Annotated in this window: 21 protein-coding genes and 3 pseudogenes; 10 read left to right on the top strand and 14 right to left on the bottom strand. The window is 43.1% G+C overall.

All coding sequences use genetic code 11. The annotated features are described in order from the left end of the window. Positions 1-18: 18 nt before the first annotated feature. Positions 19-2,646: a zinc-dependent metalloprotease gene (locus V7R39_RS05820; RefSeq protein WP_334029217.1), complete on the bottom strand. Its 2,628-nt coding sequence runs from the start codon at positions 2,644-2,646 to the stop codon at positions 19-21. 404 nt (positions 2,647-3,050) lie between these two features. After that, positions 3,051-4,127 (bottom strand): ADP-ribosylglycohydrolase family protein, encoded by a 1,077-nt coding sequence (locus tag V7R39_RS05815; RefSeq protein ID WP_438823524.1) that lies wholly within the window; start codon positions 4,125-4,127, stop codon positions 3,051-3,053. A 528-nt stretch (positions 4,128-4,655) separates the two neighbouring features. On the opposite strand from V7R39_RS05815, the gene V7R39_RS05810 reads away from it, so the two are divergent. Further along, on the top strand, positions 4,656-5,372 hold the full coding sequence (locus tag V7R39_RS05810; RefSeq protein WP_334029213.1) for a hypothetical protein: 717 nt from the start codon (positions 4,656-4,658) through the stop codon (positions 5,370-5,372). 1 nt (position 5,373) lies between these two features. Here V7R39_RS05810 and V7R39_RS05805 read toward each other — a convergent pair whose 3' ends face one another. The 3 genes from V7R39_RS05805 to V7R39_RS05800 form a co-directional block, all read right to left on the bottom strand. Beyond that, a complete protein-coding gene (locus tag V7R39_RS05805; protein ID WP_334029211.1) occupies positions 5,374-5,526 on the bottom strand; it encodes a hypothetical protein in 153 nt (50 codons plus the stop codon). Positions 5,527-5,971: 445 nt separating this feature from the next. Beyond that, positions 5,972-6,121 (bottom strand): capsular polysaccharide export protein, LipB/KpsS family, encoded by a 150-nt coding sequence (locus V7R39_RS17800; RefSeq protein ID WP_353681585.1) that lies wholly within the window; start codon positions 6,119-6,121, stop codon positions 5,972-5,974. Positions 6,122-6,439: 318 nt separating this feature from the next. Beyond that, the gene (locus V7R39_RS05800) at positions 6,440-7,390 is read right to left on the bottom strand and encodes an SDR family oxidoreductase (RefSeq protein WP_334029208.1); all 951 of its coding nucleotides are present in this window, start codon (positions 7,388-7,390) and stop codon (positions 6,440-6,442) included. A gap of 234 nt (positions 7,391-7,624) precedes the next feature. On the opposite strand from V7R39_RS05800, the gene V7R39_RS05795 reads away from it, so the two are divergent. After that, positions 7,625-8,536 (top strand): AraC family transcriptional regulator, encoded by a 912-nt coding sequence (locus V7R39_RS05795; protein WP_334029206.1) that lies wholly within the window; start codon positions 7,625-7,627, stop codon positions 8,534-8,536. An 82-nt stretch (positions 8,537-8,618) separates the two neighbouring features. On the opposite strand, the gene V7R39_RS05790 is transcribed toward V7R39_RS05795, so the two are convergent. Further along, positions 8,619-9,746 carry a succinylglutamate desuccinylase/aspartoacylase domain-containing protein gene (locus tag V7R39_RS05790; protein ID WP_334029204.1) on the bottom strand — a complete coding sequence of 376 codons (1,128 nt, stop codon included), beginning with the start codon at positions 9,744-9,746 and terminating at the stop codon, positions 8,619-8,621. An 842-nt stretch (positions 9,747-10,588) separates the two neighbouring features. On the opposite strand from V7R39_RS05790, the gene V7R39_RS05785 reads away from it, so the two are divergent. From V7R39_RS05785 to V7R39_RS05765, 5 genes are all read left to right on the top strand, one after another. After that, positions 10,589-10,867, top strand: a complete 279-nt coding sequence (locus V7R39_RS05785) for a type II toxin-antitoxin system RelE/ParE family toxin (RefSeq protein ID WP_071981396.1) — start codon at positions 10,589-10,591, stop codon at positions 10,865-10,867. After that, a complete protein-coding gene (locus V7R39_RS05780; RefSeq protein WP_032095616.1) occupies positions 10,867-11,160 on the top strand; it encodes a HigA family addiction module antitoxin in 294 nt (97 codons plus the stop codon). The genes V7R39_RS05785 and V7R39_RS05780 overlap by 1 nt, the downstream gene beginning before the upstream one ends. A gap of 119 nt (positions 11,161-11,279) precedes the next feature. Next, entirely contained in the window at positions 11,280-11,600 is a 321-nt protein-coding gene (locus V7R39_RS05775) for an energy transducer TonB (RefSeq protein WP_334029197.1), read from the top strand. A gap of 80 nt (positions 11,601-11,680) precedes the next feature. After that, the gene (locus tag V7R39_RS05770) at positions 11,681-12,040 is read left to right on the top strand and encodes a hypothetical protein (RefSeq protein ID WP_334029194.1); all 360 of its coding nucleotides are present in this window, start codon (positions 11,681-11,683) and stop codon (positions 12,038-12,040) included. Positions 12,041-12,201: 161 nt separating this feature from the next. Then, entirely contained in the window at positions 12,202-13,254 is a 1,053-nt protein-coding gene (locus V7R39_RS05765) for a hypothetical protein (protein ID WP_334029191.1), read from the top strand. Positions 13,255-13,814: 560 nt separating this feature from the next. On the opposite strand, the gene V7R39_RS05760 is transcribed toward V7R39_RS05765, so the two are convergent. Next, positions 13,815-14,771 carry an MBL fold metallo-hydrolase gene (locus V7R39_RS05760; protein WP_334029188.1) on the bottom strand — a complete coding sequence of 319 codons (957 nt, stop codon included), beginning with the start codon at positions 14,769-14,771 and terminating at the stop codon, positions 13,815-13,817. 54 nt (positions 14,772-14,825) lie between these two features. Continuing rightward, positions 14,826-15,575, bottom strand: a complete 750-nt coding sequence (locus V7R39_RS05755; protein ID WP_334029186.1) for an SDR family oxidoreductase — start codon at positions 15,573-15,575, stop codon at positions 14,826-14,828. A gap of 92 nt (positions 15,576-15,667) precedes the next feature. Between V7R39_RS05755 and V7R39_RS05750 the strand changes: the two genes are divergently transcribed. After that, positions 15,668-16,594, top strand: coding sequence for a LysR family transcriptional regulator (locus V7R39_RS05750; RefSeq protein ID WP_334029184.1), 927 nt, complete (start codon positions 15,668-15,670; stop codon positions 16,592-16,594). Positions 16,595-16,854: 260 nt separating this feature from the next. Here V7R39_RS05750 and V7R39_RS05745 read toward each other — a convergent pair. The 3 genes and pseudogenes from V7R39_RS05745 to V7R39_RS05735 form a co-directional block, all read right to left on the bottom strand. Further along, positions 16,855-18,278 (bottom strand): annotated as a pseudogene (locus tag V7R39_RS05745) (IS1182 family transposase). 497 nt (positions 18,279-18,775) lie between these two features. Continuing rightward, positions 18,776-20,236 carry a cell division protein ZapE gene (gene zapE / locus V7R39_RS05740; protein ID WP_334029182.1) on the bottom strand — a complete coding sequence of 487 codons (1,461 nt, stop codon included), beginning with the start codon at positions 20,234-20,236 and terminating at the stop codon, positions 18,776-18,778. Positions 20,237-20,304: 68 nt separating this feature from the next. Further along, positions 20,305-20,931: pseudogene (locus V7R39_RS05735) on the bottom strand (peptidase M14); the annotation flags it as partial. 353 nt (positions 20,932-21,284) lie between these two features. Between V7R39_RS05735 and V7R39_RS05730 the strand changes: the two are divergent. Then, positions 21,285-21,713 (top strand): LiaF domain-containing protein, encoded by a 429-nt coding sequence (locus V7R39_RS05730; RefSeq protein ID WP_334029179.1) that lies wholly within the window; start codon positions 21,285-21,287, stop codon positions 21,711-21,713. Between the two features lie 551 nt (positions 21,714-22,264). Here the strand turns inward: V7R39_RS05730 and V7R39_RS05725 are convergent. Both V7R39_RS05725 and V7R39_RS05720 read right to left on the bottom strand, forming a co-directional pair. Then, on the bottom strand, positions 22,265-22,408 hold the full coding sequence (locus tag V7R39_RS05725; protein ID WP_334029177.1) for a hypothetical protein: 144 nt from the start codon (positions 22,406-22,408) through the stop codon (positions 22,265-22,267). A 23-nt stretch (positions 22,409-22,431) separates the two neighbouring features. Then, entirely contained in the window at positions 22,432-22,560 is a 129-nt protein-coding gene (locus V7R39_RS05720) for a hypothetical protein (protein ID WP_334029174.1), read from the bottom strand. A 234-nt stretch (positions 22,561-22,794) separates the two neighbouring features. On the opposite strand from V7R39_RS05720, the pseudogene V7R39_RS05715 reads away from it, so the two are divergent. Beyond that, a pseudogene (locus V7R39_RS05715) lies at positions 22,795-23,008 on the top strand (transposase); the annotation flags it as partial. A gap of 132 nt (positions 23,009-23,140) precedes the next feature. Here the strand turns inward: V7R39_RS05715 and V7R39_RS05710 are convergent. Next, entirely contained in the window at positions 23,141-25,600 is a 2,460-nt protein-coding gene (locus tag V7R39_RS05710; protein ID WP_334029171.1) for a zinc-dependent metalloprotease, read from the bottom strand. Between the last annotated feature and the right edge of the window lie 81 nt (positions 25,601-25,681).

The following is a 25,681-nucleotide window of genomic DNA, read 5'->3' as shown; positions in this document are numbered from 1 at the left end:
CGGTAACCTTAAGTAAGGCTACGATCTACTCTTATGAAATGCTCTTTCAATGCGATCGGTAAGGTAGAATTTATGAACCTTACTCGCTCTATCACCCCGTGAGTTATCGACTAAATCACTAATCCTATTTAGCTCGTAGAGCGCAGCTGCTTTGGCTAAATGATCGTAGTTGCTGGCTTTTTCTAAACCACTAATTTTAATCAATTGCTCTACATATTCCGTTTGCAGGTTTCGGCGGTAGCTATTTACGTCACGCTTAATATCAGCCTCAAAAATTCCTTTTGTGAGCTCTCCCATCATTTGCTCAAGACTGTACTCGTTGCCATAAAGCGCAGTATCACTCATACGCATTTGAACAGCAGGGTGAAGTAAATGGGTAAGCACATTCTTTTGTGCCCCTAACAGCATTTTGTGTGGCTTAGGATCTTCGTTTTTCCCCATATTGTCGAAACCGCGACGCTGACGCTGGATGTAAGCAAATAGCGGCTCCATGGTTTCGATAGCATTAGGCGCAAACACAAACTCGTTTAGCGTTTGCATAGCGCGCTGCTGTAACGCCTTAGGGACTGGCGTAAAGGGCTGTTCATACCCTTCTTGCCCCACAAACGTGCGGTCTACATAGACACCGCCTACATAACGAGAAACAACACTAGCCTGGCGTGCAAACTCACCAAATACGGCGTTAACACCCACCGCGAGGTCGTTGTGCGAACGGTTGTCAGCGAGGGTTTTGTCTTTAATTTCTGTGGCGGTTGATTTAATAAGACCAAATCGGTCTCGCGCGTATTCAACTGCATCGCCCGACATATCAAAGATATTGATTCGTGGGTCGAGATGACGTCCTGGTGCTCGCATGTCATCAGCATCGTTACCGAACGCCAGCTCTGGTTCTGCGCTGCGTGACAAAATAGCCTGCAGTCGCTTCTCTTCGGCTTCTGGGTCTGCTAGCGCAGTAGAATAACCGTATTCAATTGCCCAATCATCATAAGGCCCGGGCTTTTCTGTGTAAAAGTCGCCTTGCGTAACGCCATCAGGCGCAAAGTTAACAGAAGGGTAATCCATCACTGAGCCTGCCAAAATACCTTGTGTAACCGACGCGTCATGGGCTTCATCATGCCCATGTAGCTGAGACGCTTTCATGTTGTGATTAAGCCCTAGGGTATGACCCACTTCATGCAAAATTAGGTAGTGCATGGCTTGCCTAAGAAGCTTGTCTTTTTCAATATCGCCCATCCCTTTTGCCAGTGACGCATATTCACCGAAAAGCAGTCCAGCATTGAGTTCGTGACCTAATGAACAGTATTGCGCGGCATCATCACCTAACGACGAGGGCATTTGCGATGAAAGAGAGCTAGCGCCGTCGGTAAACATTTCTCCTGCAATCCAGCGACCTTTCATAAAGCTGTATTCCAGCATGATATCCGAGGCAATAATTTGTCCCGTTAACGGGTTTGCAACGCTTGGACCGTAACCGCCAAATGGGGGTCTTGGCGATGAGGTCCAGCGCAGCACGTTGTAACGAACATCTTCTGCTTTCCAATCCGCATCATCAGGTTGAATACGCACTTCGATAGCATTACTTATACCGGCTTTCTCAAACGCCGAATTCCAACTTAATGTTGCATTACGGATAGTGTCTCGCCACTCTACTGGGGTTGTATTTTCAATCCACCATACTATGGGCTCAACGGGGTCTGATACAGCTGCGCTCGGGTCTTTCTTTTCTAAATGCCAGCGGTTTATTACATCGCGACCGATAAAGGTTTGATCGGTAGTTAAATCGTCAAATTGCTTACCAAAATAACCAATTCTTGGGTCGTCTCTACGGGATGCAAAATTGTTATCAGGCAGTTCAATAAAAGCATGTTGCAAACTAATTGTGGTGTAGCGAGGGTCGGTAATATAATTGCCGCCACGTACCTTTGGGGTGTCATTTTCAAAAACGTAATCCACTACGATGTGGGTGTTTGCGGGGAAATTATCGATGGCAGCAATTTTAGTTTTGTCATCGCTAAGCTTACCTAACTTAAAGCGTTTTTTCTCTGCTTCTGGTCTTGATGACGGCATTGGCGCTACGCGGTGAAGCTTTTGATTTTTCACCACGTCTTCTAGCTTTATGGCTATGCGACCGTCTTCCTCATTCACAATTTTAGTGGATACCAGCACGGCCTCGCTGGTATTAGCATTGGCGGCTTTGCTTATGGCGTTGTCAGGGTCGAAATAATAGCGAGGTGTCATTGCCACAATTTCAATACGGTCGAACACGCGACGCATTTCAATGAGGCGATGTTGGCGAAAGCCGCCGCGAAAATGCCCTGCATCCACCACACCTTCAACAGTATTGGCAAAGTATAAAAATGGCTTATTCAGTTTAGCTTCATCGATAATCATCAGCGCAGTGCCGTCTTCGCTGTCTTGATACACAGGCAGATAGCCATCGTAAGCAATTTTATCTTCTAGGCTTTGAGCAAGGGTTTGTTCTTCAGCGCTCTCGTCTTTAATTTCTTCCTTAATTTCTTTTTTGATTTCTTCTTTGGCCTCTGAAATCGACTCTTTATTTTCGTCTTGAGCATAGACATTATGGTTTATTGCAGACGTGCTCAATAAAGCGATTATCAGCGCTTGGTTTATTTTATTGAATTTCATAGAGTTTCCTGTCTAACTATTTTTTATCGTTACGATGTAGGCTTTGCGCACTACTTTATTAGAATTCATTTTTTTACTAACTGAAGCGTTAAGACCTAGTATGGAACATATCAAAAAGGTTGTTTTGTAAACTATCGCGTTTTGCTGCCAATAGACCGTTGAAAATGTTGCAAAATGTGTCAACGCTGACAATTTTGTCGCTTTTTCGCACTAAACTTTTATGTAACTTACTTACCGCAAAAGCCAAGGAATAGTGTGTTCTTATGGGGTTCATAAACAAAGGCGCCCTGAGCGAAGTATCTACTCAAGGCGCTTGAAGTTGGCATTGCTCTATTAGAAATTATCTATCGAAAAGCCTGTTTAAAAGCCAAGTCAAAAAGACTAATCAAAAAGACACGCATTTATCAAAGGGGCTTGCCCGCATGGCTAATTTCAGTACTCAATTGCTCTGCATCGCTTAGTTCACTGTAAAGACTGTCAATTGGCTCTCCATCGATAAGCCCTACGATACTGCCTAGCACAAAGCCTCTGTGCACATTGTCTCCGCCCACATTAGTATTAGCGAGCAGTGCTTTTTTGCTGTCATCACTATAGCGATAAGCGAAGTAAAGAATACTCGGCCACGCACCTGAGATATAGCACGCTGGTGAATAGGTATGCCCCACCACTTCCATGTCACTTTTCTTTTTCGCAACTAATTTAGGCAAAGATAACCCCATTGAGCGTGTAGCAATATCTTCGAGTATCTCCTGCGCCGATTCGCCTTCTTGGTGCAATAGTCGAAATATCAGTTCAACATAGAAATCGCACACCATGGCTAAATCATCACTAGGGTGAGTTAGCATTAAGTGTTCTCTGCATACTCTTTGTGTCGCGTTCAGTTCGTCACCACGCACAGCCGCGCTGAGCGCAAGTGGCGCAATGGTAACAAACCCACCTATTGAGGCAGTATCATGGGTTACTGCACCGCATTGATGTGCAGGCTTTCCAGCCTCTAAATTGGCAAAAAAACCGCGATGATAAGACTCAGCGTAGGTGTCAGGGTGTTGCGGCTGGCTAGCGGTTAGCATTTTTATATATTCGTCTAGAAATTCGTCGCGCTGATAGCCCTTTGATAAACACCTCAACATTACTCTGGCGCAATGGGCATTTAACGTATTCTCACCGGCCTTCATACCTTGATGGTAATGTTGATTCGCGCCAGTCCAATATTGCCGTTTACCTTTCAAAATCACATCACCAACAATCTCTTTTTTAGCCTGACGCGACGCCCTTGCCCTGCCCCCTTCACTGGTAGAGTGCAGAGACATTATTGACGAGGGATGATATGAAGGTGCATCTTCAAACTTTACAATGCCGCCGTTAAACGCTTTGAAGATATCACCCGGGTTGTAATACCAGTGAACCGGCATAGCCAAGGCATCACCAATAAACGCATTTTTTAATGCTGCCTCAAAACGCCTCTCAAGAACGCTTTGAATTGCTGAAGAAGTATTTTCCTCTTGTTGTGGTATTGAGCTTTCTGACGATGTAGTCAATGCTTTATCTCCTAATCTAAACAAACTGTTTCTACTGCCCTAGTGGCAGAACAAACTAAAAATTTGAATGCGTTGTTCTTTTCGCTCTTTTTGCAAACAGACGAGGTGCAGTGCTGCTTGCAATAAAGATATTTGGAAAAGGTGTTCATAAAAACGTTATACGCAGTGTTAGATAAGAATGATCGCATCGCCGAATCTCAAGACAATAAGAACATATACTCGATAACGCTATTCTTTTTAAAATGAGGGTCAGGCCAAGCTGACTTACAGTTGTTCTTGATTAAGCAACTGAGGGGTACCGTGAACCGGAACTTCACAGTACTCCCAAATACTGTCGATTTTTTTTACAATGTTAGTATTTTCTAAACTAGAAATTAAATACTATTAGATAAATAAACGGCGGTACTTGAACGGCTTGAAATTTGCTTTACTTTTTGAGTAAGAGAAATTTTTTATTATGGAATGACTAAAATGAAGTCCTTTTTGATTGCTTTGAGTTTAATTCTGCCTTGCGGTCTCGCTAATGCAACTCTAATAACCCATAACGGTTACACTTTAGATACAAATAAAAAAATTGTATCCAATGGCGCCCTAGAGTGGCTTCAATGGGACCAAACAACGGGAATGTCTATCTCTGAAGCTTTAACTGCATTTAAAGGTCAAAATTGGGTATTGGCAACAAACAGTCAAATTGCTGAATTATTTAATGCCTTTGAACTTTCCTACGGTCAATTTATTTGGACTTCTGAGGAGAATGCACCACAAACCTACGACGGTTCAACTGATGGTATTGCAATAGAAGACTGGGAAAATGATCCTGAACTAAAATTTGTGAGCCTATTTTCTGACACAGCCCAAGCATGGCCTTTCGAAGGGACTTGTGGTGCTGCTGATTGCTTGCAAATGTCGGCAGCTTATTTTGGTAGCGATAACGATAATGATGGTCAATACAAACTAGCTCGGGTTTACGATGATGTCCAATTTATCGGTGAAGGAAATTTCCAAGACTGGGGAAGCCTCGCAGAAATGTCAGAAGATATAATCGATATAAATACTGACAGGGCTTATTCTCGAGGTGTAGCTCTTGTTCGCACAGTGAATGTACCTGAGCCTCAACCTTTGGCAATTATTATATTAGGAATTATGGTGTTAAATTTCGGGCGAGCAACCAAGTTTAGCCCTTTATAAACTACCTGAATAGCGGCATTTGAGTTGCTCTGATGCCTTTTTTACTGACAGTTAACGTCATTCGATCTGATATCACAACTTCACCAAGCCCAACATCCGCAGTTTGTCTTGGACCGTCGTTCAAAAGCAAGGTAGTCTCCGACAAATCACTCATTGCGGCATCAACTATACAACAGACCACAATCGATTGTTTTCATCAGTTAGCCTAGCCAATATATGTCAAATGAACGACAACCGAGTTTTTTCTAGATGACAAAGCTTGTCATCACGCATTCATATAAAGTTTATATGAAACAGCCTAAGTTTCTAAAAACCAAGCCGTTAACACTCATTAAAATGCGAGCTTATTACAACTAAATAAATCCTCCTCGTCTTGTTTGAGAGCGATTTATCTTTTAGAGAACAGGGATACAAATCAATGATGTGCTACAACGCTTTTTAAGAGTATATTATTGCGTTAAACGCGTGTTTAGCTCAACAACGTGAGCATCATCAAACTTATTCCAGGCGGTGGGAATAAAATAGTGTTCGTGTAAAAACTGTAGAAAACCATTTTTAATTTCAGGCTCGCCACGGCAAGCATCAAGTTGATTTAACTTTTAAAGTAGTGCTGCTTCAGATTCGATTGATTCAAACACACCACGAATGCCGTAGCACGCTTCTAGCATTGTCATTACAGATTTTCCTAATATTAATGATTCAATGCCCACGATTAAGTTTATTGTTAGCACGGCTTGAGAATGTTCGATTAACTGCCGCGTCTAGCACTGATTGGCAAACACAATTCGAGGGTGGCGACTATGTAGTTCATTATGTCGCTTTACCTCGGACGGATACTCTCTAATAACAACATACAAATAAGGGTTGTCTGTTTTATCAATAACGTTATTCTAGGATTATTGAAGTAGATAAACGCAGTCGCCCGCTGTGATACAGTCGGCGACTTATAATAAACAGCATTTACCAACTCTCGCTCGTTGCCAGACACTCTAAAAGCATCTAGTCGCTTTACAAGCTTTACAGGCCCAATGTCTTGATTGACCATGAGCATTGACAAGCAATGCTGCCTAAATGGCCCAATGCATAGAGGTTTCGTGCTCAGACAGCATCCAAAGCTTAGTCATTACATGTTTATCTAGAACAAATGGCTCCAGCTTACCCTCGCCCACCGGCCCACCAAAATTCATAAAACCTGTAGGGCCATAATATGCTCGCTCTTTAAGGTTTTCTTCCGTTGCGCACATTACCTCGGGGTATGCGCCTTTTTCTGCGCTTTGTGCTAAACCTAGCTTCACAATGATGGCCCAAGACATTCGGGTTATCTTAGTTGCACTTTCTCGTATTAACGAGGTGTTTGAAGCACCGGGGTGACACACATACACCTTTACATTTTTCCCCGCAGCTTGAACTTTGTTTTGTAGTTGGTAAGCAAACATCATTTGCGCAAGTTTACTTTGACTGTATACCTTATTGGGGTGATAGTTTTTATCCCAATTCATATCGTCAAACTGAATAGTTCGTAAACCCATCTTATGGCCTTCGCTCGATACCACAACTATCCGTCCGTGCGAGGCATCAATCCTATTGAACAGTAAACCGCACAGTAAAAAATGGCCGTAATGGTTTACTCCTAGCTGACTTTCAAAACCATCAGCAGTCAATTGCTGTGTAGCTACCTGCGCAATAGCACCATTACAAATTAGCGCATCTATCTTCGTAACTAATTTAAGTACGTCTTCAGATGCCCGCCTTATGGACGCCATATCGGCCAAATCCATGCACACAAAATCAACATCTGCACTGTTACCAAATTCACTTTTTAATTTTGCGACTGCAGCACTAGATTTTTGTGCATTTCGGTTTAGCATCACCACCCTAGCGCCTTTTGAGAGCAGTATACGAGTAGCCTGAAACCCAGCCCCTGTATTAGCACCCGTAATGAGAAAGGTTTTACCTTCAAGTGAGCTCAAGCGCTCTGGGGTCCACCCTTGTTTACCAAACTGTGTATCTGAAGTCATCGCTTACCTTTGTTTAAAAAAGTTTTATCACATTAATTCTTTGGTGTGCCTTAACGATAAAGAAACGCCATAGACACCAAACCGAGCAAGTGACACTATAGTGACTATACACATTACTAAATAGGCCAAATTCTCTTTAAAAATTGTCTATTTGTATCAACAGAAATAAACTCAGCCTACTCTTTACAGATTGGCCAGTATTTCTATAAAAAAAGTAACATTAAGTTTTTAAGTATGAGCAAAGTCTTAATTAAACAAATCATAAATAGCAAAGCGAATGAAAACGGCCTGATAGATACGGGTATTCACGGCGTGAAATTGTTTAAGATAACAGAGTCTGTTCGCTGTGCGCCTGCGGTTTATGAACCGTCGATAACAGCAATTGTGAGTGGAGATAAAGAAGCTATATTAGATGGCAAAAAGCATTTTTATGATAGCAATGCCTACATAAGTTGCACCGTACCGCTTCCTGTTGAGGCAGGAACCCCAAGCGCGTCACCCGACAATCCGCTCATTGGTGTCTATATCACGTTAGATACTCGAATGATGACAGAGCTTGCCATTGAAATGGAAAGTACATCTACAGCTCGATATAAAACAAACGAAAATAGCCATGCCCGAGGGCTTTCCATCGCAGCGTGGGATGAAGACTTTACCGACGCACTCATCCGATTATTAGCGTTAGACGATAAACCGGAAGATATACCCATATTGGGCAAGAGCCGTTTAAGAGAGCTGTATTACGCCATATTAAAAGGTGAAGCGGGTGAGTCGGCTAGACGGGCATTTGGAGTTGGAAACGCCATACCTCGTGCCATCGACTTTTTGTCATCAAATATACAGCATAACGTTACTATCGACGACCTTGCCTGTCATGTGGGCATGAGCAGAGCGGTGTTTCATCGCAAATTTAAGCAGGCAACTAACCTATCTCCAATTCAGTTTATAAAATCGATGAGATTGAACAATGCGGCAATGAGAATAGCCGAGGGCACAAACGTAAGCGTCGCGGCTGAGGACGTAGGGTATGTTAGCTCGTCACAATTTAGCAGAGACTTCAAACGTCTTTACGGCGTAACGCCAAAGCAGTGGGGGCTAAATCAAATACGCAACCGTGTTAATGAGCAAGCAAAACCACCAATATGAATTGGTGGTGTGTTACAAACCGCGCAGCTCCTATAGATTGAGCTATCAGCATGAACTTACAGTAGTGGTTGCTAACAAGAGCTTACAACTCAAAGTAGTTAGTGAAACATTTGAACAGCTGGGTACCGCTTAATACTGAGGCTGAAGGAAAATTCAACATAGGGATAAGATCGCACGGAGCGTGCAACATCCTGCTGCCTTGGCTATTGTCCAATTCATCAATGTCGAGTATTTGTGCTAACGGCTCACCTTTTTGCACTTTTTGCCCAGGCTTGGCAATGTACTCCACCATGCCGCCAAAATCAGAATATAAGGTTTTGTAATCTTGCAGATACACACCTAATCTCGTCATTTCAGCGGGTGTAAAATCACTATCCACCAATACGCCTTTGCCATTGAGATAACTCAATATACTGTGGGCATCCACACTGCCCTCGCCAAAGTTAATCACTTCTTGGCTTCCCATCTCAAGAGTAAATGCTTCTACGTTACACTGTATGTTTCGCCCTAGATTTTGCCTAACAGAGTCTTGTAATGTCCACCAAGGGCAAAATGTCGCTTCATCAAGTGCACCGGCAAACACATTTGGTATAAAAATATTGTGAGGAATATTGAAGAGCAACGCACTGTCTTTTGCGTATTCAGGAATATAGATATGCCGCGTTGATACCGGACCGTTATGTAAATCGAGTACGAAGTCTGCATTTACCGCAAGTTGCTGCAGCTTTAAGTTTAGTTGTTGAGCCAGCCCAAGTCCCCAAGGCGCTGCAAGCTTCTTCCCAATTGATGCTAACAAGTGAGCGCGAAAACGCTGTTTAATTACATCAACAGGCTCTTCAGGTGTCACGGTTTTCGCAAACTGCTCTACCGCGGCTTGGTCGTAAAAATAGCCACGATTCCAATTAGTACCGTTGACAGGGTCAAAACGACCCAATGTGTATTCGCCCGACTTGATATTAGTGCCTACAGGGTTGCAGTTGGGTACTAAAATGATCTTTCCTCTGATATCGGTATTTTTTAGTTCCTTGATCAGATGATAAATCACCACATTACCTTGCACTTCAGCGCCGTGAATAGAAGACTGAATGTAAACAGTGGGCCCAGGTTTGCTGCCTGAAAAGGTATACACAGGCACGTTTAAGTTACGGCCTGATGCGTTTTGAGCAACAACTAAATATTCTTTTTTTAACTGCGTATTATTAGCGGACATATTCACTCTGACATCTTTAAGTTTTTGGAGCGCTGCTGGCCCTTTTTCTTCGCTTTGCAACTTAACACAAATAGAACGGCGCTATTAGAGTAAGAGCGGCTGAGAGAGGCAAAGACCGACCATGCCTGTTTTTGCAAACCATCTCTGCGAAAGCACGCAGAGTAGCACCAAGGTGGAGATTTTCAACCATTAGCGTGGCTGAACGTAGTATTTTAAAGCTCGTATCGCCTAATTAATACTGCCATGCCGCTACTGGTTTTAAGAGGTAATTACTGGCATCAAAATTTGGTTGCGGGTGATTTTTTAAGCTATGCTGAAAAAGTTCTCAACAAGGAGTTTATTATGCAGGAATTGTGGTTTTTACTACCAATGTTGATATTGGTCGCAGGTTCTCTATTTATAATTAGTAGAGCGAATCACGATGATTGATTCGCGGTTGGTAGCCTAAAAAGGGTTTTATCAGTTCTGTCATTATTCTACGTTTCAACTTGTCCAAAAAGTACGTAAACCGGTCGTTGGTTATCTATTAGTTAAAGGACCCAATGAGCTAGTTTCTGCCCAAAATATTGTCATTGTTGAGAGTTAGATGCCTGTCTCCGTATACGGTTGTAGCTGCCTTTCCCCTATATTCAGGAAAACGACCCAATCGCGCGTTTTTGTCCTTTACGTAATTAGCCCTCGTTAAGCGTAACCTCTGTACTCTTTGACTTTCAGTAAACTCTGAATGATGGCACTATGGATAAAAACGAGCACATGCTCGGAAGAAAAACGCGCAATTTGCGCACTACTAAATTGTTAGGCGTCAAGTTGCACCGCGTTGCGCAATGCGCTACACTCGTATCATGATTAAGTCATTTAAACATAAAGGCCTGAAGCTCTTTTTCGAAAAAGGGAAAACCTCAGGCATACAAACTAAGCATGCGAAAAAACTTCGTATGCAGTTAGCAGCAATTCATACCGCACAAAATATTGATGACATTAATCTACCTGGCTTTTCTCTCCATCAACTCAAGGGAGAAAGATCTAACATTTGGTCAATATCAGTTAACGGTAATTGGAGAGTAACTTTTGAGTTCACGGATGGTAATGCTTACATCTTAAATTACGAGGATTATCACTAATGAATATGCATAACCCACCACATCCAGGTGAATTTATTGAGTCTATTTACATGGAGCCACATGGTATAAGCTGCAGAACACTCGCTACCCATCTTGGTGTTGCAGCTTCAACATTAAATCGTGTCGTAAAGGGTAAAAGTGCAGTAACGCCAGAAATGGCCTTAAGGCTATCAAAAGTATTGGGACGTAGCCCAGAAAGTTGGCTTAGCATGCAAGACAATTATGAACTTTGGCAAGCGAAACAAAACATTAATTTGGATAATGTGCAGCCAATAGATCTGCATGCCGCCTAACAAAAAATAAAGTCACTCGCTGTCGCTCGTTGAGACGCTAACACGCAGGGTCGCTTCGCTATTATACCCTACGTTCCATCGCCCCTTATTTAAAAGTTAACTTTCAAGGAGGGTTATTCATGTTTAAGGTTGTCATTTTCTTTGCTTTATTAATGTCTGTAGGGATATGTACCGCAGATAGTTTAGATGAATCAAAAAAAGCAGATTTATTGGAAGCGCCGACATCTGAAAGGTGGGTGGATCTATCTTTTGACATCACTGAGCTTGGTGATGTCGCTAATATTAAGGTAATAAAATCTACTCATCAGGGAATGTTGGATAAAGCAGCTATAAGAGCTCTAGGAAAATGGAAGTATAAACCTAAGATTGTAGACGGAGTTGCAGTAGTTCAAAAAGATATGAAGGTTAGGTTGGAATTTGATATTGAAGATGAAAGTTAACAAGGAAATTTAAGCAAACATTCCCAAGAGCGGGCAACGCCGCTTAATTTGGTGTTATGTTATTGAAAGGAATCGTTAAAATGAATAGAAAATTAGCCTTATTTTGCTGCATGCTCGCGGTTACTCAGTATCTTACCGGTACGTTGATTTACAACTTTTCGGGATTAGCGATAAACTCCTTCAGCTTTACGGCTGTATCTTATTCGGCGCTTACAGTCATCTACCTTCCGTTTCTCATATACCAAGCATCTAAATTAAGTTTTGCTAGCTTTTCAGCTCTAGCGCTCACATCTACAGGTTCTATTTTTCTCGGGCACGTTGCGTCATTTATCATTACCGGAAGCTTGATGACATTAACCAATTACATGTTTGACTATGCTTTAGTCATAGTATTGAGTATCTTCGTTTTGTGGCTATATCGTGCTTTGCGTAAAATATGAAAAAAAATTATGACACTCGCTATTGAAAAGTTAATAGGTAAATTCATAGCCGCGATTTAAAAACCTTAGGAGAATATTAGAATGGATGATCTTATGAGTAAAACAGAAAAGAGTAGTCGTCAGCACCAGTATACCAACGTGAGTGTGCTAACGGAGTATTTATGCGCATAACTCCAGCTCTTCTTCTTTCTTCTTTAATGTTTTTAAATGCTTGTGGTTCAAATAGCGACCCAGAGACCCTCGTAGATGACGGCACGGAAAGCAATAATAATGGTAGTCAAACTTCCCCTGAAATAGTCGAAGTTAATGTGGATTTTGTGGATTCCTTTTGGTTGCCAGGGGGAAGAACCTATGTTTCTTACCAAGACTCTCTAGCAATAAGCCACAATGCAGGAATTAGTCTTTTGGATATCGGCAGCTCCGGATTGGTAGAGACAGAAGTGCAAATTACTGCTTCTCTTGCAAATAATTTAGCGGCGCTGACAAATGACCGACTTGGAATATTAGGTCTAAATTCTGTGAGTATTCAAAGTTTAGAGGGGAGCCTATTAGATACTGTGTATTCCACTCAACCATCACCCAATTTAAGTGCAACGATATTTGCGTCTTATGGAAATTGCGTTTATTGGGTAGACAGAGGAACTTCTGGCGAGTCTCCTGATACGCTTAAGGAATTGTGTATTAGTGAGGAAAGCGGGAGTACCGAAGTAGAAAAATATCAAACGAGCAACTACATAGATAACATCTTTCCACTTCAAAGCGGTGAATTTGTTGTATTCGAAGGATTATCAGGAAACAGATATATCAAATTGTTTAACTCTGAATTTGAACTGAAAGACGAGTATTCTTCGACTGAAGAGATTTATGGCAGTGATATCGAGTACAGAGATGGTTTCATCTTTTTTACCGGATTTTCATCTGTGTGGAAAATGAGTGTCGACTCGAATGGTTTAGGAGAACCAGTAATTTTCCAAGAACCAGCTAGTCCATCGGTAGTAAATGCAATCAACAGGATCTCTGTCCACAATGAAGGTGTTTTTATCGCTAACAGCAACTTCCTATACTTTTACCGACTTTCAAATGACGAAATCCAGAATATATATAAGATTGATGTAGTAGACACAGTAGAAGGGGTATTTGTCTATCAAGATTTGTTGATCGTATCTCATGAAGATAATGTTGGTATAAAAATTTATAAGATTAGTGATTTTTAAACTTAAACAGACACACATTGCAACTAACAGCTAAAGCTTAGAACAAAGGCGTTCAAGCATAATTTTGCGCAGTAAGATGTGCTACTTTAATGCGTAATTTCTGACATTTTTTGTATAGCTGTGAGCCAGTGAGATATTGAGAATACACAGATGTGTCTGGTTCTCTCCACCTTTCGTTTGCAGATGACTGAAGTGAGGACACTAGTGTTATAGTGGAGGGGGAGCCTGTGCTTAATAGCCGCCGGGCGCTGATTCTGCCCATGATGCGTTGCGGACCGTTATTTTGCTGATACTTGGTTAGGTGTTTTTCACTGCCTGCCTGTTATCTTCATCAGTGACAGGGAAACGTTCTTTGCAAGCCTAATCACAGGAAAGCGAAGGTCCGCAACTTGTCTCAAGAAGCCTCTAACATTGTAGAGCTGAAAAGTACGTTAAGCGGAAGTTGACGATAAGATAACTCAGGTTCTGCAATGAGCGAGTAGCAGACATCTGCGAACCGAGATACTAGTTCGCTTGACGACAGAAACCAGCGACGCAATCATCGCTGTTTTTTTTCATTTTCAGAAGCCCTCTAAGTCACTCGCCGAAGATGTTTTCACGCGCCAATCTTCCAGTATCCAAAGGATGTTTTGTTCAACAACAGCGTTTACTGAAGCAATGCCAGCGGTTTGCCGATATTCTGGATGACGGGCGATGATGTCTTGTGCCATGGCGGTGACATTAACCGTACCGTGCTCGAACAAACTCGCTGCTATACTATTTCGGTACGTTTTTAAAACATCAAGCTGGCGTGAAATGAGTTCGTTAGCACGACCTGGCTTGCCATGGCCGGGAAACAATATTGTTTCTGCTGGAAATCTGTCTTTCAACGCTTCTAGTTGTTCGATCCAGCCATCAATATTGCCCTGATAAAAGATAGGCATTGTGTCATTGTTTACCATATCGCCTGTAAACAGAGCATCATGCGACGCTATGTAAAAGAGTGTGGTTGCCACCGCCTCATTTCCTCGAAACGTAATGGTGTTGAACTCAATACCTTGAATTTGGAACGATTGATCGTCGTCTAAAACATGGTCAATTGTAACTGCCGAGGTAATGTTGTCGGTAAATTGTTTCTTACGACTGCTTAGAAACCCTTGTTCATCATGCTGAATGGAGCGTGCCGTATCAAACCCTGCGTGCACTATGGGTTTCCGAGGTGATGCGTCAATGAATGCCTGTATTCCGCCAAAATGGTCGGTATGTGGGTGCGTAATCAGAATATCAGTAATCGGTTGTGAGACGGTATCTGCAATGTGGTTAAGTACAATGTCGGCGTCAGACAACAACCATTGTGTATCAATCACAATGACGCCATCTTCACCCTCAATCCAAAAGCTATTAACTTTATGCTTACCAATCGTTGAAATGCTCACGCCGTGCACATTGGAATACACAGTGAAACGTTCAATATCAGAGTGTTTCGCATAGATAGACAAGCTGATAAAACCACAAAATAGAAATGTGAAAAAGCGCATATCTCTCTCCTTAAAGCTAAAGAGCGGCACATGGTGCCGCTTTAAAATTGATGATTAAACGTTCATCCATCCACCGTCGACAACGACGTCAGACGCTGTCATATAGGATGACTCATCGCTGGCGAGGAAACGGGCCGCGTTGGCAACCTCCTGCATGGTGCCAGGGCGCTGTAATGGTGCCTGCGAGGCCACCATGTCAATGAACCCTTCGAAGTCTTCATTTGCCAGATTTGTTCTATCAGCAAAGTTAGTGCGAACAATACCGGGGCTTAAGTTATTCACACGAATACCTTTAGGTGCCAGCTCTGCTGCCAGTGTCCGGCTTAATGAACGTACCGCCGCTTTGGTTGCAAAATACAGGCTTCCCGTTGCAATTCCTTTTTCATGTACCGCTGATCCGGTCAAGATAACGCTTGCGCCATGTTTTAGCAGTGGCAGTAAGGTTTGTACTGTAAAAAATACGCCTTTCACGTTGATGTCAAACTGCTTGTCATAGCTGGCTTCATCCACACTATCGATGGGTGCAAATACTCCTAGGCCGGCATTGGCGAACAAGACGTCAATTTGACCAAAGCGCATTTCTGTTTCCGCTTTCAACTTTTCCAGATCAGCCAGACTCGTCACATCACCCTGTATACCCACCGCTTTAGGGCCAAGCTCAGCCACTGCACTGTCGAGGGTATCCTGGTTGCGACCAAAAATTACCACTCTCGCCCCTTCTTTAATGAACGCATGTGCCGCTGCCAATCCAATACCACTGTTTCCGCCTGTAATTACTGCTATTTTGTTTTGTAACGTTGTCATGTCATTTCTCCAATTGATGAATTTACCGTTTCGGTATTGAAATAGTAGGCTAGACAATTTAATGTTTGAAATGAATAGACCATATAAGTGTTATGCACAAAATGAATTTCAATGCGCTAGATTTAAATCTTCTCCGTGTGTTTGATGCGGTAATGAAAACACGAAATGTCTCCAAAGCGGCTGACAGCTTGTACATGTCGCAACCCGCAGTGAGCCACGCATTGGGAAGACTGCGTCACGCGCTAAAAGACGATTTATTTATAAAGAATCCGGGCGGCATGAAACCAACATCACGTGCAATCGACATTGCACCCGCTATTCATCGTTCACTGCACGAGTTGTCGGATGCACTTAGTCCGGCAACATTTGATCCTGCAAGCTCAACTCACACTTTGCGTATTGCCACCCACGATTATTTTGTGTCGGTATTGATGCCACAGGTAGCGCACTTTTTGAGTTTGCATGCGCCAGGCATCTCTTTGCAACTACGCCTGATGGAGGGCCGTGCGCTGGACATGCTTGATGAACAGGAAATTGACCTCGCTATCAGCGCATTTGGCCCTCTACCAAGTCGGTTTGATGCACGCCTGCTCGTAAAAGACAGCTACGTGTGCCTAATGAGAGGTGGTCATCCACTTAATCAATACACAACATTAACTCTGGAGCGTTATGCCAAAGCAAGGCATATGCTGGTAAGCCCGCGAGGCGACAGCAAAGGTTTTATTGACGATGTGCTTGCTGACTACGGGCTGACGCGCCACGTTGCTGTAGTAATTAACCAATTTGCTGCAGCCGGACAAATATTGATTGACTCCGATCTGATACTTACCGCGCCGAAACATATTGCGAAACAAATATGTCGGCATCATGATATAACTACTAAAACCTTGCCTTTTGATCTTCGTACCAATTATGCTAAAACGCAGGCTGTCTGGCACAATAAGCTTGGCACTTCTCCTGCTCTCAACTGGTTTATAGAGGTCCTCACTGAGCTGGCAAAACCGTTGCAGGCAAGTTAGTCACATAATTTAGATTACACTAGGTGACTTTTTCGCCATCGAACATTATTTTATACGTCCGCAAATGGCACAGACTGTGTGAAAACTGGCTAAATACCTACGACTATCCCTAGTTTAAGCCGCTTTTTGATTAGCCATTGCTCACTAGCTCCGTTTTTCGAATACGGGTATATAGAAAAAGTGGTAGCCGATTTGGCTATAAAGTTGGTAATAAGTGGATTTTTGACGGTGTTAAGACTTTATTTAAGAAAAAAACGTACTTACGCCCTAATTGCTGATATCAAGTTTGATACTCCGAATATCGATATCATTCTTTTCAGATTGTATGCCAACACATGCAGGCTCATTTCTGTTTTGACGTTATCCATTCTGCGCATTAGGAAATGTGTCGACCCCATCCACATTTTGATGGTGCCAAACGGATGCTCGACCGTTTGTTTTCGCAGAACGGCTGTTTCTGGAGTCACATCTAATGTCGCTTGCATTGTGTCTATCAGTTTTTCGTGTACCCAATGCGTCTGGGGTCACGTTTCGCTTTGGTGCATTTTGCTCGAATATTACAATCTCGACAGGCAATATGATTGAAGTAAACATCTTGCTCTAGGCCACTATCAAAGACCCGCATTCGATTTTGCAATTCCTCGCCAGCAGGGCAAATATAGATGTCCTTTTCCTTGTTGTAGTTAAACAGTGCTTTATTAAAAATGCCTTTGAGCTTAGCTCCTGATGTATCACTTTGAGGGACAAGTGCAGTCACGCCTATATCGTCCAATGACTTAATATCATTGCGACTAAAATAACCTTTATCTGCAATAACAGTGATGTCCCGCTTATTAAGTGCCTTTTGCACTTGTTTAGCGACTAATGTGAGATTCCCCATATCGGTAGACTGAACAATGTCATGGCTGACAATTAGATGATGTTTGGTGTCCACAGCACTTTGCACGTTATAGCAAACTTGCCTGTTCATATGATGCAACTTCATTAATCGAGAATCAGGATCGGTAAGTGATACTTGCTTATCAGGGTGTTCTTGAACAGTTCTCTCCATTTCTTTGAGTTCTGCTAATCGCTTTCTTAGCCAATAGATTTTGGAGGATGATGCTTTTTCTTCCGCTTTCTCACTGCCTTGGTCTTGTTTATCCAATCCGTCGAGGTACTCTTGAATACTATTTTCGACGCGCGTGATGTGGAATTTCACTTTGCTTGGCGTGTAGTTCCTTGATTTATTGTTGACTGCCTTGAATTTGCTTCCGTCGATGGCAATCAGTGATTCAGAAAACATATTCATCTGACGGCATAGTTCGATAAACTGCCGGCATACGCCTTTAATTGCTTTGCCATTGTTTTTTCTAAAATCTGCGATCGTTTTAAAATCTGGCGTTAGACGCTCAAGCAGCCACATCAATTCAACATTTCGATACGACTCTTTTTCTAACCTTCGTGATGATTGAATGCGATTAAGGTAGCCGTAAATATAGAGCTTAAGCAGTGTTGAAGGATGATAGCCCGGTCGACCTGTCTGTTTTGCATGTACTCGTTCAAACTCTAATGCAACCAAATCGATTTCATCAACAAATACATCGATGACACGAACCGGGTTATCTTCAGAGACAAAGTCATCTAGCGCTTCGGGAAACAGGGTCGTTTGATGCCGTCCCTGGCCTTTAATGTGATGAGTCATAGCAGCGCACTCTATTGTTGTTCTGCTATTTATTTTACCTCAAACAGGAGTTGTTTAGGCTGAACAACTAGATTGATTGATCATATAAAAATGCCGCTTAGACCAAAAGGTGATCAAAACAGAGTTTTCACACAGTCTGTGTCTTCAGCAGACCTCCGCCTGCGCGGTGGTGACAATTTGGTAATCGCTCAAAAATGTCTGACTGCGTACATTTGCTAATGTCAGCTTAAGGTCGGCTGTCAACATTTAAAAAAAAGGCAAAAAGTCCGACGAAGCAGATATTCGAACAAAAATAGATACAAATATTTGTCCTACATTTTACGTAGCACCGTGTAATCAATTAGGTTGTTGAACTTTTACATTACCTGAGCCAATTGAAAGCGTTAGTGGTCATAGCGATTCAAGCACAAGAAGCCGAAGTTTTAGCAAATTAAGATGTTGTCGCTGCAACTGATGCAAGGCACTTTTTAGTTAGTAGGGCACCCTAAAGAAAGTCGTCATTGCCGTCCCCATTCCTTTCCACCCATTTCTACCAACCGAGACGCGGCTCGTCGAAAGGAAAAGGCGAGATCATTGGCGGCCGATAATTGTGCCAGTGACACACCAATTAGACCCGTTGCCGACCACTCAACATGCTCCCCCTCTTTGTTTCGGATCATAGTGGTCGCAAAGGAACTCGAGTTTCCCCCCTTCTCACTGACAAACAATTCTTCATCTCCATCGCTGCTTTCAACTTGCGCTTCAAAATCGACAAACAACTCGTCGAGGGGGACTTGTGCCGCCAGCACCAAGCGGGTGCGAGATTCATAACACGCATCAATGAGGATTACGAATCGTCGCGCTTCGTTGAGATGATTGGCGGTAAGTTGGGGTACGCAGTCCATGATGATGACCGGAAATCGGTTACAGAGGGATATATAATCGGCCGCGCCGAGCGGTTGGTAGCACAACTCGGCAAAGTCAAACCAGGCGCACCGGTCATTTAATCGGGTGACCTGAACCGTGCGACCGAAGAGAACGTGAATGACCTCAGCCTCAGTTGTGGATGCAGTGCCACCAAATATTTCTTCCAACTGCGCCTGTATGTTGTTATTACCATTATTATCGCCATGAGCATCCTTGTTTGACCAAAAATAGGATTGACCATCCGCTCGAGTTTCGAGTCGATAATCCTTGGGGGAATCCTCCATGGAAATAATGTCGAACGTGTGTTTTAACATGTCTATGAATGGCAAAAAGAGGGAACGGTTAATGCCTCTCTCATATAAGGCATCGGGAGAGCGATTAGAGGTGGCCACCACCACAACATTACAATCCAATAAGTATAAAAAGAGTCGCTTCAAAATCATAGCATCGCCAACGTCTGTCACTTGAAATTCATCGAAACAGAGGAGTTGGGCTTCTTGTGCCAATTGTTGCGCAATGATGGGGATCGCATCACTTTGTGGATGCTTCTCTTTGTAGACAAAGATTCGGTGATGGACGTCTAGCATGAATTCATGAAAGTGGACGCGGCGTTTGGTAATGTTTGCGTGTTTGTGGCTTTGGCTGTCATGATTACAGCAAGAATCATCATCAGCAACATTAACCGACGCGTAAAAGAGGTCCATTAAAAAGCTTTTGCCGACCCCGACCGGTCCATGAATATAAATGCCTCGCGGTGGTAGACCAAAAGACCACAAATGGAACTTCTTTCGAAGAAAGGACTGGGCGGATGCAAGGGGTCGCGCCAGTAACAGTGGACCGCTGCTTGTAAAGCTACTCTCTGTCGAATAGTTGGTGCGCACGGGTACTGGTGGGAGCGAGGCAAGAGACTCATGCAGGGCATCCAATTTTGCCGCAAGAGCGACTTGCGCCTCGTCGCGTCGCACTTCCCCCGCGTCCACCTTGAGTTCATACGCCGCTGAAACGGGGCCTGTCGAGAAGCATCGCCGAGCGACGCGTTGTTGCGCTATCATGGTTTTCTTCACCGTCTTCATCATGGAGCTGATGAGATTATAAATATAATGGATGGTACGTTAGATCCGTTTGAAATAAAAATATTGTGAGGAATATTAAAAAGTAACGCACTGTCTTTAGCGTATTCAGGAATGTAAATATGCCGCGTTGACACCGGGCAGTTGTGTAAATCGAGTACAAAGTCTGCATTTACCGCAAGCTGCTGCAGCTTTATGTTAAGTTGTTGAGCTAGCCCAAGCCCCAAAGGTTCTGCAAGCTTATTCCCAATTGATGCTAATAAATGGGCGCGGAAGCGCTGTTTAATTACATCAACAGGCACTTCAGGTGTAACGGTTTTCGCAAACTGCTCTACCGCAGCTTGGTCGTAAAAATATCCACGGTTCCAATTAGTACCGTTAACAGGGTCGAAACGACCCAGTGTGTATTAGCCCGACTTTATGTTAGTGCCTACAGGGTTGCAGTTGGGTACTAAAATAATCTTCCTTCTGATATCGGTGTTTTTTAATTCTTTTATCAGATGAAAAATCACCACGTTACCTTGCACTTCAGCGCCGTGAATAGAAGACTGAATGTAAACAGTGGGCCCCAGTTTGCTGCCCGAAAAGGTATACACAGGTACATTTAAATTACGGCCTGATGCGTTTTGAGCAACAACTAAATATTCCTTTTTTAAGTGCGTATTGTAAGAGGACATATTCACTCTGACATCGTTAAGTTTTTGGAGCGCTGTAAGTACCTTTATTCTTCGTTATGCAACTTAACACAAATAGAACGATGGTATTAGAGTAAGAGTGGCTGAGAGAGGCTTATACAGTAGTTAGTACATAGCGTTAATAATTCTTATACTCTTAATTCACTATTGATAAATATTGAAGACGACGGTCTAGGTATTCCGAAAGACAAACGTGAAAAATGGTTAGAAAAAGATACACGTTTAGACAGCTGAAAAGAAGGTCAAGGTATAGTCATGGCTGTGGTCGCAGATTTAGTCAACGCATATCAAAGCCAACTCGAAATAAAGCATTCGAGCGCAGATTAGTTCAGGCCATGGCGAGTCAACAACACCAAGAAATATTCGATTTAGCTGCCGATTTAGAACAAACCAAAGATTCAGAGTTTAACTCGTACAAAGAACGCCAATTCAATGTCAACTATGCTGCAAGTGACAACGATGAGACTGAAACTATTGTCAATATTCTTGGCGGTTCAGGTCGTAGCGGTCAATGGACAGTGCCTAGAGAGATTAATATCATTACCATTTTTGGTGGCGCCGATATCGACTTTACCGATGCTATATTCACCACACCTAATGTCACCATTAAAATTTTATGTTTGTTTGGTGGCGATAATATTTATGTGCCAGAGAATATCAATGTGGTATCAAAAGCCTTTTGTATTCTAGGTGGAATAAATAATAAGGCTCCCTCTATAGCTTCTCGTCAAGCCCCTACTCTAACCATTGAAGGTCTTGTGTAATTTGGCGGTTTGGATATCAAAATAAAACGCACCATGAAAGAAAAATTTGTCGCTTTCGCCAATCAGATGAAAACCATGTTCAATGACAAAATGTAAGAGTGTCGATTAAATATTGGCGTTTAGTCTATTAAGCGATTACCCGGCCTGAAATAATGCCAAACTGGTTGACTTGTCTACAGCGCCAAATTTAAACACGATTTAGCACTATAGCAGGGCATGTTCCGGTGACGGGGTATTCGCACCAAACAGCGGAATAATCAGGGCTTAACCGAAGTGCCTGTTATCGTCGTTTAAAAAAGTACAATTTAAACGGCTAATTTTCTGGTTTGGAGACTGTTTCCTCAGTAGGTACACATAACTTGCCCGTAATCACAAAAAGTAAAGCAGTTTGAAGTTCTAATAAATATAATTGCTTGTCTCCTATTACAAAATAAGTCCATATAGCGCTTAAGAGGTAGATTCCAGAGGCGATGTTAAAACCAATACTCGCGTATTTCCTGTTCATTTTGCTTCTCTCCAAAAAAGGGGCATTTCGCCCCTAGATACTGCATTTACCAGTGATTTCTGTTTGTATTTCCATACTGCGCATAAATGGCATCATCTGCGTTTGAAACTTGAGCGAAAAATGCGCCTAAGTCGTAAAAAAAACCAGCACCAGATACTGATTCTACTTGGGTTGCGTTTAGTTCAATCATTTTAACCTCCTTATTGTTGAGTGTTATCTTCTGTGGTCTGAATAACCTTGATAGAAATCGTATGCCGCATCTGCAACAGCTATGGCGATTGCAATTTGGCCCCAATAGCCGCCAGAAATGCTTCTCAGCTCTTCTAGTTTGATTTCGTCCATAAATCATTTTCCTTTTATTTACGACCCAAATTGGTCGAGAACAATAGTTACAGTATATTTCGCTTGATTAAACTGCCCCATGTAACTGTTTTTATGCTCAGTTGATTTAAACAGCACTTTTCAGTGAGACCACCTGTAATGAGATACGCCACCCAACACAGAATACTTCTTGTGTCTTAGACGGTAATACTTATCTTCTGTTTTCTATGACTGGTCATCGAAGGGCTTGGTGAGCACTTCGGTATGAAAGCCCATATCGGCGTGGATGCCAAAAGCGGCCTGACGCATACATTAGTAACCACTGCCACCCACGAACATGACCTGAATTAAATGAAAAAAACTACACGGCGATGAGGAATTCGTTTCCTGCGATGCCGGTTATCAGGGGGCAGAGAAGCGAGAAGAGCAGAAAGATGCAAGTGCAGAATGGCTGATTTCCGAGCGACCCGATGATCTGACAGTAGAAAGTCTCGCTCCTGACCTAAAATGCAGGACTTATTGGAAGTTTCCCTAAGGCATCTGCAAAGGCTAATTAACATCCTAAATAAAACCTTTGCAGAGCCTTCACATCACTCAAAATTTAAATTGGCGAGCCAGGTGGTAACGGCATCACGTCAAACGCCGCAGGCCATGTTCCACTAGCAAAGTAAGCATCAAAATATCCATTTAATATTTCGTACTTATCATCATCGGCTTCATCTTCTAACCACTCGTTAAACTCTAACAACGCTTCATCGGCCGCAAGTTTTACTTCAGGTGCCAGTTTGTCGTTAGTCACAGCCGCCATGATGGCGTTAAGCGCAACTAACTGAAGGCGCTTTGCAATAGCGCTGGTATCTTTATTCTTATACCAATGAACATTCAGAATTTGTTTTATCAAAAGATTAACGTCAACTTTTTTGCGTCTATCTTTGCTGCTTGTTACTTGCCACTGAAGGCGATTTAGGCGCTCGGGGTGTAACAATAGCGACAGTGAGAAGTTTGCCGCAGAGGCCGCAGCCGATGCAGGGTCTAGCATTAATCCCATTTTACCCTTGAATTGTTCCCGAGTAATATCATCGCCGTAAGCTGTGGGAGGAATTAACGACAGCACACTTTCAGGCATGCTTAGGTAATCTGCCGTCGACGCTTTAATTAACTGCTGCATTGCACGCTGCTGCACCGCAGGTGCCACAAACTGTTGGCCTTGTGGGGTAACATAATCGCCCTTACGCTCGTATTCATAGTGCAAACCACCTACCTGTTTTGCTACCGCTTCAAGCTGATAGCGATGAAGCAAGAAAATGGGCACTAAGCTGTCTTCTAGTGACGAAAGGCTGGCATTGGGCGCTAGCGTATTCATACCAAGGTTGTTTAGCGCCACATCGCGTACCTTCGAAATTTCATCAAAGGCGTCTAATGGATCTGAACCATTCTCCCACATATGTCCGTTTGCAGAGCCGTGTCTGGAACTTCGCGTATCTGAATCCGATTTAAAGGCAAGGCCGGCATTTCTTGCTTTAGTGATGACCTTCGCAAGAGCTTCCTTCTCTTCGTCTTCACTGGCAAATGTAGCGTAGCCATAGGTGACGGCATGCTTGTCCCAATCTCCTATTCCTTTGTCATACGCATTTTCTAGGCTTATCACCCCGTCTTTTAATGTAATTTGAGGGTGCGGATAATCCATCACAGAAGCTCGATTGTTTTCACTGGCCGCAAAGTTGTGCGCAATGCCCAGCGTATGGCCAACTTCATGGGCAGAAAGTTGCTTTATTCTGTCTAGCGCCATTTCTTGCTGCGCGCTAGTATCGGCTGTATTGCTGACACTGCCATCTGAAAATGGGCTGGTTAGGCCAAGGGCGATTAAATAGTCTTGGCGCACGCGTAATGACCCCAGCGTTACGTGGCCTTTTATTATCTCTCCCGTTCTTGGGTCTACAACAGAAGAGCCGTAAGACCACCCTCTCGTTGCTCTGTGAACCCAGTTGATAACGTTGTAACGCACGTCCATAGGATCTGCGCCCTCGGGCAACACTTTCACTTGGAATGCGTCTTTAAACCCTGCCGCTTCAAACGCTTGGTTCCACCAGCTAGCGCCTTCTTTAAGCGACGACATTACTGGCTCAGGTATGCCTGGGTCTAAATAATAAATAATAGGCTCTACCGCTTCGCTCATTGCAGCGTGAGGCGTCTTTTTCTCTAGCCGATGACGAGTAATAAAGCGCTGCTCTGTCGACTCAGTAATCGCCGTAGAATAATCGTAATAATTGAATTTCCAGTAGCCTGAGTACGGATGATATACACGGGGTGTATAGCCCGCCTCTGGCAACGCAACAAAGGAATGATGCAAGTGCACGCTTAAGCTTGCAGCGTCAGGCGTGACTTGCTGTACATAGCCACCTGGTTTGCTACCGCTAAACGTTACCAAGGCTTCAAGCTCAGTGTTTTTCTCAAACCCTTTGGTACGCGGTAGGTAAACACCACTGCGCATTTTGTCTACTTTATAGCTGCCTTGCTTACTGCGAGACATACGATTGCCAATGCCATGAACATCGCTTAATAGGTAATCGGTGTAGTCAACTAGGTTCGCACTGTCACTTTTTGCCACAATAGCAAAGCCTGCAATAACCGAGTCGGCAAAGGCTTCATCAATACTTTGCTTTTCTGCAACAGAGCCATGGCCGGCTCTAAACTTAGTGTTGTGCTGTTTTAGCAATAGCTTATTGCCGAAACGCTCGAAAGAAATTAATCGAGTTCTACCAAGCTGCCCTCTATCCAGGCCAATATCGTTTGAGCCCACGCCGTATGGAAGGCTACTTTGAAATAGATACTGCTCATCAGATGCGGGTACTGCCAAAAACACCTTGTCGGCAGAGTCATCATAATACATGGGGATCAGGCCGTTTTTCTTCGTCATGCCATCAGTAAACTCACTGATGCTTGGCACTGCGGCTAAGGCAAGAGAAGATGACGTGATAAATAGCGCAAACAAAACGGTTATGAAATGGCTGGTAGCACGTAGGTACTGTGTGTACCTACCAATCAAGGTAGAACGCTGCATCCGTTAATTCCTTCTGCGTACATGCGAAACAGTAAAATGTGAATAGTATCAGTTAGCCTACCCCAAGTGACTGTATTTGCC

It is taken from the genome of Alteromonas sp. P256 (genome assembly GCF_036864455.1).
GTDB lineage: Bacteria > Pseudomonadota > Gammaproteobacteria > Enterobacterales > Alteromonadaceae > Alteromonas.
This window is presented reverse-complemented; position numbering and strand designations above follow the sequence as displayed.